At 35.5% G+C, this 7,124-nt stretch carries 9 protein-coding genes, 12 tRNA genes and 1 rRNA gene; 8 read left to right on the top strand and 14 right to left on the bottom strand.

Going from position 1 to position 7,124, the window contains the following annotated elements; translation table 11 throughout:
* Nucleotides 1–360, top strand: a 360-nt coding sequence (locus JG537_RS09575; RefSeq protein ID WP_199545176.1) for a hypothetical protein, incomplete at its 5' end; no start/stop codon positions are given.
* A 97-nt stretch (nucleotides 361–457) separates the two neighbouring features.
* Here JG537_RS09575 and JG537_RS09570 read toward each other — a convergent pair.
* Complete coding sequence (locus JG537_RS09570) at nucleotides 458–1,090, bottom strand: helix-turn-helix domain-containing protein (RefSeq protein ID WP_013642637.1); 633 nt, start codon at nucleotides 1,088–1,090, stop codon at nucleotides 458–460.
* A gap of 99 nt (nucleotides 1,091–1,189) precedes the next feature.
* Here JG537_RS09570 and JG537_RS09565 point away from each other — a divergent pair, with 99 nt between their 5' ends.
* From JG537_RS09565 to JG537_RS09535, 7 genes are all read left to right on the top strand, one after another.
* Nucleotides 1,190–1,687 (top strand): hypothetical protein, encoded by a 498-nt coding sequence (locus JG537_RS09565; RefSeq protein ID WP_246454409.1) that lies wholly within the window; start codon nucleotides 1,190–1,192, stop codon nucleotides 1,685–1,687.
* Nucleotides 1,688–1,698: 11 nt separating this feature from the next.
* The gene (locus JG537_RS09560) at nucleotides 1,699–2,064 is read left to right on the top strand and encodes a hypothetical protein (protein ID WP_199545174.1); all 366 of its coding nucleotides are present in this window, start codon (nucleotides 1,699–1,701) and stop codon (nucleotides 2,062–2,064) included.
* Nucleotides 2,065–2,383: 319 nt separating this feature from the next.
* Entirely contained in the window at nucleotides 2,384–3,691 is a 1,308-nt protein-coding gene (locus JG537_RS09555; protein ID WP_199545172.1) for a Rep family protein, read from the top strand.
* Between the two features lie 93 nt (nucleotides 3,692–3,784).
* Nucleotides 3,785–3,967 (top strand): DUF3173 family protein, encoded by a 183-nt coding sequence (locus JG537_RS09550; RefSeq protein WP_199545170.1) that lies wholly within the window; start codon nucleotides 3,785–3,787, stop codon nucleotides 3,965–3,967.
* 10 nt (nucleotides 3,968–3,977) lie between these two features.
* Entirely contained in the window at nucleotides 3,978–5,114 is a 1,137-nt protein-coding gene (locus JG537_RS09545; protein WP_199545168.1) for a tyrosine-type recombinase/integrase, read from the top strand.
* Between the two features lie 57 nt (nucleotides 5,115–5,171).
* On the top strand, nucleotides 5,172–5,540 hold the full coding sequence (locus JG537_RS09540) for a type II toxin-antitoxin system RelE/ParE family toxin (RefSeq protein ID WP_199545178.1): 369 nt from the start codon (nucleotides 5,172–5,174) through the stop codon (nucleotides 5,538–5,540).
* Nucleotides 5,527–5,802: a helix-turn-helix domain-containing protein gene (locus JG537_RS09535; protein ID WP_114318872.1), complete on the top strand. Its 276-nt coding sequence runs from the start codon at nucleotides 5,527–5,529 to the stop codon at nucleotides 5,800–5,802. Before JG537_RS09540 ends, JG537_RS09535 begins: the two co-directional genes overlap by 14 nt.
* A 158-nt stretch (nucleotides 5,803–5,960) precedes the next feature.
* Here JG537_RS09535 and JG537_RS09530 read toward each other — a convergent pair.
* The 13 genes from JG537_RS09530 to rrf form a co-directional block, all read right to left on the bottom strand.
* Nucleotides 5,961–6,044: transfer RNA gene (locus JG537_RS09530), tRNA-Leu, on the bottom strand.
* A gap of 6 nt (nucleotides 6,045–6,050) precedes the next feature.
* Nucleotides 6,051–6,122, bottom strand: a tRNA-Gln gene (locus tag JG537_RS09525).
* 10 nt (nucleotides 6,123–6,132) lie between these two features.
* Nucleotides 6,133–6,205 (bottom strand) — tRNA-His (locus JG537_RS09520).
* Nucleotides 6,206–6,216: 11 nt separating this feature from the next.
* A tRNA-Trp gene (locus JG537_RS09515) sits at nucleotides 6,217–6,287 on the bottom strand.
* 4 nt (nucleotides 6,288–6,291) lie between these two features.
* Nucleotides 6,292–6,372, bottom strand: a tRNA-Tyr gene (locus tag JG537_RS09510).
* Between the two features lie 17 nt (nucleotides 6,373–6,389).
* A tRNA-Phe gene (locus JG537_RS09505) sits at nucleotides 6,390–6,462 on the bottom strand.
* 6 nt (nucleotides 6,463–6,468) lie between these two features.
* Nucleotides 6,469–6,542, bottom strand: a tRNA-Met gene (locus JG537_RS09500).
* Nucleotides 6,543–6,555: 13 nt separating this feature from the next.
* Nucleotides 6,556–6,645, bottom strand: a tRNA-Ser gene (locus JG537_RS09495).
* Nucleotides 6,646–6,655: 10 nt separating this feature from the next.
* Nucleotides 6,656–6,727, bottom strand: a tRNA-Glu gene (locus JG537_RS09490).
* Between the two features lie 11 nt (nucleotides 6,728–6,738).
* A tRNA-Ile gene (locus tag JG537_RS09485) sits at nucleotides 6,739–6,812 on the bottom strand.
* 32 nt (nucleotides 6,813–6,844) lie between these two features.
* Nucleotides 6,845–6,915: transfer RNA gene (locus JG537_RS09480), tRNA-Gly, on the bottom strand.
* 6 nt (nucleotides 6,916–6,921) lie between these two features.
* Nucleotides 6,922–6,994 (bottom strand) — tRNA-Val (locus JG537_RS09475).
* Between the two features lie 4 nt (nucleotides 6,995–6,998).
* Nucleotides 6,999–7,114 (bottom strand): 5S ribosomal RNA (gene rrf / locus JG537_RS09470).
* Nucleotides 7,115–7,124: the final 10 nt, after the last annotated feature.

The following is a 7,124-nucleotide window of genomic DNA, read 5'->3' as shown; positions in this document are numbered from 1 at the left end:
TCGCTAATTGCATTTCTCTTGGGAATTGTTGTTAATATCCTCTATATCTATGAAGACACTTGGTTAGAAAAGTTAGTTCTAGGATTTGGCTTAGTTGTTATTTCAAGTTCTATCTTTGTAGCCTTCTTATTTTACTATGCTTTGGGAGCTATTAGTGAATATGAAACCGTTAGAGAAAATGGAAAGACTTACATTTTAGCGGGAGAAAGCTTTAATTTTCATCGTTCTTTTCGTCATAAGTATGAGGTGGTATCTAAATATCTCCGTCATGCTAAACCGATTGATTATGACGTTGACCATCTTAGTGAACGATTTAACGATGGTAAATCTTATGAGGATTACTACAAGATTAAATATTGATAACAAAAATACTTGAAAGGAGCTTCCTTTCAAGTATTTTTGTTCAAATCATGATTTTATTATAAAAAGTGCTACTACTTTATAAAATTCTCAATAGCTATTTATCTTTTAATAAGTCTTGATGTTCCAAAATAAAATTGACATTATTTGCAATTTCTTTAATCTTATCAGCCTGTTTTAAAAGCAATTGGAGTTGTGAAAGATGACGAGCGTATTTAACTCCTTCACTTGGGTCTGCAGTTAGATGACCAAAGTCATCACGATATAATGGTTCTCCTTTATCAGTTTCCATAATTGGTGCATAAGTTAATCTATCAAGAATATAGATAACTTCATTTGAATAATCTTGAGAAGAATCGAGGATTCTCTCTAACTCATCAATACGTTCTAAAGTATATAAAATCCTATCCGCTTTCTCACTATATTCTTCTATTTTCGATACAGCACGGATAATTTTTTCAGCTTTTTCACTATACTTATCCGTCTTAATAACAGCCCTTTCTAATTCAATGTCTGTACTTGTTCCAAAAAGTTCATTAGGTGTTGCTTTAAAATACCTAGCAATTTTATCTAGATTTGCGAATGTTGGATAGCTTGTGCCTAATTCAATTTTAGAAATAGCTGCTTTTTTTACTCCAATAACTTCTGCTAGTTCTGCTTGAGTAACTCCTTTTTTCTTTCTTAACTGTGCAACATTTTTTCCGAAGTTTTGTATTAAATAGTCATTCATTTTATCACCTCTAGTAAGATTATATCATAAAAAGATATAAAATATCTAAAAAAACACAAAAATATCTTGACTTATCTACTTTATAAGATTATAATATCTTTGAAAGATGTAAAATATCTAAAACAAAAACAAGAGGTGATGATTATTGAATATGTGGACATAGCTAAACAAACTGGAAAATCTATTAGCACTATTAAAAAGTGGCGTAAAAAGATTGAAAACCTATCTGGCTATGAGTTTATAAAAACTAAAGCCAGAGTCAGTCGGTATAGCGTACAAGTATTCTTTGACTTTTCAAAAGATGAGGTCGCTAAGTTCATTGAGTTATCTAAAGAAGTTGATAAGACAAAAGATTTAGATAGTTCTATTAAAAAGGTTTGGGGTGACCAAAATACCCAGCAAGCGCAAAGTTTAGAAGAGGATTTACTGGAACTTGAATTTGATTTCTACAACTTTAAAAAAGAAATCAACAAAACAGTAACTGCTCTCCAAGCAGACAATCGTGTTTTATCACAACGTTTAACAAGTATGTTAGAACGTTTGAATGAGTTAGAAGATGACCAAAATAAAGGATTCTTCAAGAAATTTAAAAAATAGGAGGACAAAATATGTCAATTAAAACTACCGAAGTTATGGTTAAAAACTGGGAAGAAAAAGATTACCAACTCGTTGAAATCCAAGATTGGTATGAACTTAATAATGATGAACGTGTTCATCTAGGATGGAAATACATGGTAGTTCTACCAAGACTACGCTATGAAAAAGTGGCTGTTAAAGTGCCGAATCCAGATGGTGAAGTACCTATTATTTCTAAGGAAAAGTTAGCTGAACAAGGTTCAGTTACTGTTAAATTTACCAACCTTAATGTCGGTGTTTATACACGTACCACTAAGGGGTCTGAATTTGTATCACTAGAATTGAGTGCTAAAGCTGATGATATTGCTTTGGTCAAAGAGCAAGTTAAAGGTCAGTAGCCTTTTCAGGTGAGGGCGGTTAGTCAGTGCCTGCGAGCGAGGACGCAAGATGCGGTAGCTCGCAAGGGCACGGTTAAGCGCTAACGCCCGAACTATTTGAAAAGGGGTACTGACTTATTCAAAGACTTTTTTGGAATTTTAATTTGCCAAAACCCTTTAAGCAACGCACACACCATTCAGGGCTTGTCGACAGAATGGTGTGTAACCCTTTAATTTCAAGGGATTAGGGGATTTTTAAAGAACTTAATTTCCTTAATGAATCAGGGGGCAAATTCATGGGCAAATTAAATTAATTTGCCCAAATCTAGAAAGGAGTTTTATGTCTGATAGAAAAAGAGCCACTACTTTTATCTTTGAGCAGCAGCTTAAGTCAGATTACTGGAACTGGGATGAAGAAAAAAAGAAGCTCTTTCAGGATTGGAAAGAGAACAAGGGAGCTATTTTTAAAGAAATTCATAGACGAATTCAGACACTTGAAGAAAGTATTCCTGCTAAAGTTGCCTTCATTGTTCATGATAAAGATAAAAAGTATAATTTAACTTTAGTTGAACCTCATATCCATGGGTATATTGAATTTGCGAGTAGAAGAGACCTAAACCATTTAGCGAGTGTCCTGGGATTACTACCACAATATATTGAACCTAGTGGACGTGGAAAGTATGGAAAAGTAAACTCCAAAGCTTATTTAATCCATGCTAAGAATCCTGATAAATACCAATATTCGCCTGATGATGTAGAGACTTTTGGAACTTTCAATTACAAAGAGTTTTTTCAAGAACATCAATTAGAATTTATCAAGCGTTCTGCAACTGTTAAACGTGAAAAATCAGACGAGGAATTAGATAGTGTTTTTCAAGCTATCGTTAATGGAACGCTGACAGAGGATGATATTTTTGCAAATGAAGAACTAACTTTCCTATGGTCTTATAATCAGACCAAACTAGATGAAGCTTTTAGAGCTTATGGGAAAATTGCTTCTAAACGGACTTTAAGGCAATTAGAAAATGGGGAATTTCAACCAGCTGTTATTTATATTCATGGAAGTTCTGGTATTGGAAAAACCTCTTTAGCTTTAGAATTAATTGAACAGATTATCAAAAGAGCTAAAGAATATAATTATAACTGGAAGATGTACAGCGCAGGTACTAAGAATATTTTTGATGAATATTTTGGGGAAGAAATTATTCTCTTAGATGACCCTAGATATGATAGTCTACTACCTGCCGACTGGCTAAAATTATTAGACCCCTTAAATAAATCACATCTATCTGCTCGCTATAAAAATAAGTTAGTCATTGGTCGGATAATTATCATCACCAATTACAAATCCCTTAAAAGTTTCTTTGGTAAAATTCAGCATGAAGATTTGAACCAATATATTAGACGGTTTAATAATGTCCTTGAAATTTCTAAAAGGAATGAGAAGTCTGAAAAGGACAGATTCTTCAATCTATCACAAATTCAAGAATTAGAAACTCATGATTATTTAGGAGAATCATCACTACTTTTTGGGGAAGAGAAAGTTTATTCAACTGATAATAAAGAAGCATTTATCAATCATGTGTTAGAATACTATATCTTTCCCAGAATATTACCCGAAACAAAAAGCGCCCCTCTAGACCAATAAAAGGAAACGCTTTTAGCTCTTAGGACAAAAGGGAGTGACAACTCCCCTTAGCTTGTCCTTATTATAACATAATTTATAAGGAGAACAACTATTATGATTACAACTGTTACAAAAGATGACCTTGTTGCCCTTGGTTTTTCCGAAGGGACTTCTCGACAAATTATTCGTAAAGGAAAACTTGTCTTGATTGAACGAGGCTTTCCCATTTACAAGAATAAACGAATTGGTACTATTCCTGCGACTATTGTAGAAGAGCTTCTTAATATTAAATTTTAGAAAGTAAATTATGGTCGTTAAAAAGAATGGAAACAATGGATGGTTAGTTGATGTTAGTAATGGTTTTAATCCCGTGACTTTAAAGCAAAGACGAATTATCCGTAAAGGTTTTAAAACAAAAAAAGAAGCTCTTGAAGCCGAACAATATTTACGAAGTGTCGAACTTAAAGAACGCTACTTTGGCGCAAAAATAACCATGGATATGTTATATGCCTTTCTTAAAGAAGAGGACATTGTGAATCATAGAAAACAAAGTTACATTAACACACAAGAAAATAATTATAACCGTCATATTAAGCATTACTTTGAAAAAGTCACTGATGTCAGTAAACTACAATATGATGATTTCTATGATTTTAGGGAACACCTTATTGGAACAATTTCTAAAAACACCAAAAAGTCTTTGAGTTCAAATACCATTAACAAAATCATGATTTTATTAAAGAAGATTATGGATGTCGGTGTTCGTAAAGGATTCTACCCTTCTAACCCTGTGACACTTATCAAAAAACTACCTATTGATAAGCCAAAGCTAAACTATTGGACTATTTCTGAATTTAAAGTTTTTTTGGAATTATTTACCCCAGAAGAATATCACTATCAACTATTATTTAAGGTTTTATACTTCACTGGCATGCGACTAGGAGAGGTTTTGGCTCTTAATTGGAATGATATTGATTTTTCTAGAAATACAATAACTGTTTCAAAGTCAGTCTACTTCAAAAAAGGAGTTAGTTATATCAGCACTCCTAAAACTAAAGCTAGTATTAGGCAGATTGTCATTAACGCTAAATTGATGAATGAACTAGAAGTATGGCAACACAAACAATCTGAGTTGCTAAAGCAATTTTCAAATGATGATTGTTCAGACTTACAACTATTTCAAAATTGTCCTATTCCAATTACTAAAGATAGTATTGAAAAGTATTATCGTGGTTTATTAAAACGTAATCCTAAACTTAAAAAAATAAGAATACATGATTTAAGACATTCCCATGCTTCACTTTTAATTAATCAAGGCGAAGATTACCTTGTTGTGAAAGAACGTCTCGGACATGCATCTATAACAACCACAATTGACACTTATTCACATTTATATCCAAGTAAACAAGTTGCATTGGCAGATAAACTTGATAATTTATTTTAAATGGTTGAAGAATTATCCGTTGTTTTTTTGAACAATATATGCTATCATGGAGGTACAATGAAAAAGCCAATATTTGAGTTCTATACAAGACCAAATGGTCATAATGAATTTGTAGAGTTTTATAAATCTTTACCACAAAAAGACAAAGAAAAACTATTAGCGACTATCAGCATGATACAAGAGCATGGACTATTAACAGCCCAGCGTATGGAATGGGTAAAGAAATTAAATAGTGATATTTTTGAAATTCGTTCCAAAGTGTCATCTAATATTCAACGTGCGCTCTACTTTCATGCCATGGATAATAGATATATTATTACTCATGGATTTACCAAAAAATCTCAAAAGACACCAATTAATGAGATTAAAAAAGCACAACTCATCAAAAAAGAATTTGAAGGAGAACAGAAAAATGGGAACAATTAAATTCGATGATTTCCTAAATGAACAACTTAGTGATAATTCTTTTAATGAAGGCTACCAAGCTGAAAAAGCCATCTTAGAAAGTGCACTGGCTGTTGCTAATGCCCGTTCAAAAGCAGGTCTAACACAACGCCAACTTTCAGAGCTATCCCATGTTCCTCAATCAACTATCGCTCGTATTGAAAGAGGACATAACACTAGCATTGAAACTATGAGTAAATTAGCTGTAGCTCTTAATCAAGAATTAAAAATTAGCATTGGTTAGTTAGTTTTAAAGAGAAGAAGGGTAAAACTTCTTCTCTTTTTTATAAGCTGAAATTACCATCTAAAAAATAAAAAACTAGAAATTTTTAGTAACTTTAGTCTCAAATTTTGAAAAGAAAAAAGAAAAGACAAGGTCTAAAAACCTTGTCAAATCAACTATACCGGCGGCCGGGGTCGAACCGGCACGTCCTTGCGGACACTGGATTTTGAGTCCAGCGCGTCTGCCAATTCCGCCACGCCGGCAAGTAACTGGGGTAGCTGGATTCGAACCAACGCATGAGGGAGTCAAAGTCCCTTGCCTTACCGCTTGGCTATACCCCAATAATATAAAGGCGAATGATGGGAATCGAACCCACGCGTGCCAGAGCCACAATCTGGTGTGTTAACCACTTCACCACATTCGCCATATTTTTAACACGGGCAGTAGGAATTGAACCCACACTGAAGGTTTTGGAGACCTTAGTTCTACCTTTAAACTATGCCCGTAATATGGAAGGGGAGGGATTCGAACCCCCGAACCCGAAGGAGCGGATTTACAGTCCGCCGCGTTTAGCCTCTTCGCTACCCTTCCAAAATATTAAGTTTTAATGGCGCGAGACGGAATCGAACCGCCGACACATGGAGCTTCAATCCATTGCTCTACCAACTGAGCTACCGAGCCAAACTATTGCGGGAGCAGGATTTGAACCTACGACCTTCGGGTTATGAGCCCGACGAGCTACCGAGCTGCTCCATCCCGCGTTAACAATATGAAAGGAGGATGTGGGATTCGAACCCACGCACGCTTTTACACGCCTGACGGTTTTCAAGACCGTTCCCTTCAGCCGGACTTGGGTAATCCTCCATAAATATAATAGTCCGTACGGGATTCGAACCCGTGTTACCGCCGTGAAAAGGCGGTGTCTTAACCCCTTGACCAACGGACCATATTAATAAATGGGCACAAGTGGACTCGAACCACCGACCTCACGCTTATCAGGCGTGCGCTCTAACCAGCTGAGCTATGCGCCCAAGAAAACTTGGGTAAGCCAAATTATCAATAAAGCGGGTGACGAGAATCGAACTCGCGACAACAGCTTGGAAGGCTGTAGTTTTACCACTAAACTACACCCGCATATAATGGGAGTTAACGGGATCGAACCGCTGACCCTCTGCTTGTAAGGCAGATGCTCTCCCAGCTGAGCTAAACTCCCTTTTGCTAAGCGACTACCATATCTAACAGGGGGCAACCCCCAACTACATCAGGCGTGCTAGGGCTTAACTTCTGTGTTCGGCATGGGAACAGGTGTATCTCCTAGGCTATCGTCACTTAACTATGATTGA

Source organism: Streptococcus vicugnae (assembly GCF_016461705.1).
Taxonomy (GTDB): Bacteria; Bacillota; Bacilli; order Lactobacillales; family Streptococcaceae; genus Streptococcus; species Streptococcus vicugnae.
Note: the sequence above shows the minus strand (reverse complement) of the source record. Positions and strands in the feature narration are given on the sequence as shown.

Bases quoted from the DNA above. Each gene is read 5' to 3' on its own strand.
- JG537_RS09570 (WP_013642637.1), bottom strand. From the start codon at position 1,090: ATGAATGACTATTTAATACAAAACTTCGGAAAAAATGTTGCACAGTTA.
- JG537_RS09560 (WP_199545174.1), top strand. From the start codon at position 1,699: ATGTCAATTAAAACTACCGAAGTTATGGTTAAAAACTGGGAAGAAAAA.
- JG537_RS09555 (WP_199545172.1), top strand. From the start codon at position 2,384: ATGTCTGATAGAAAAAGAGCCACTACTTTTATCTTTGAGCAGCAGCTT.
- JG537_RS09550 (WP_199545170.1), top strand. From the start codon at position 3,785: ATGATTACAACTGTTACAAAAGATGACCTTGTTGCCCTTGGTTTTTCC.
- JG537_RS09545 (WP_199545168.1), top strand. From the start codon at position 3,978: ATGGTCGTTAAAAAGAATGGAAACAATGGATGGTTAGTTGATGTTAGT.
- JG537_RS09540 (WP_199545178.1), top strand. From the start codon at position 5,172: ATGAAAAAGCCAATATTTGAGTTCTATACAAGACCAAATGGTCATAAT.
- JG537_RS09535 (WP_114318872.1), top strand. From the start codon at position 5,527: ATGGGAACAATTAAATTCGATGATTTCCTAAATGAACAACTTAGTGAT.